The 436-nt window shown below is 69.7% G+C and carries 1 protein-coding gene; it reads right to left on the reverse strand.

Annotated features, from left to right (window positions below; translation table 11 throughout):
• Window positions 1–356: hypothetical protein (locus GVL52_RS32190; RefSeq protein ID WP_200848013.1), on the reverse strand; the 356-nt coding region annotated here is incomplete at its 3' end.
• Window positions 357–436: the final 80 nt, after the last annotated feature.

Raw genomic sequence — 436 nt, forward strand, 5'->3', positions numbered from 1 at the left:
GCCTGCGCCAGCGCTTCCGCCTGGGCCGCTGGCAGCCCGCCCGCCACCGCATAGGCCTTCGTAAGCAGCGGCACCGAGGCGCTGTTGATGTCGATGAGGCCGTTCAGCGGCATGGCCCGGACCTGCATGACGACACCCCGGTACTGGATCTCGGATTGCAGCATGCGGTTGATGGGCGTGTTGTTGGCGACGATGGTCTGCAGCGCCACCTGGATGGCGGCGTCGCCCAGGGCCTGCGCCTGGACGTCCTGCCGGGCGAGCGCCATCATGCGCGCTTCCTCCCGGATGGTGCGGGTAACTCCAGTAACGATGATGGCGAGGGACGCCACGATCCAGAGGACGGCGATCAGGACCATGCCGCGCGCCGGGCGGCCGGCACGGGGGTGCGCCAGGGCGGATCTCATTGGCTGCCTCCGAACACCGCGCCGCCCATGGA

Source organism: Rhizobium sp. 18055, from assembly GCF_902706285.1.
Lineage (GTDB): Bacteria > Pseudomonadota > Alphaproteobacteria > Rhizobiales > Rhizobiaceae > Rhizobium.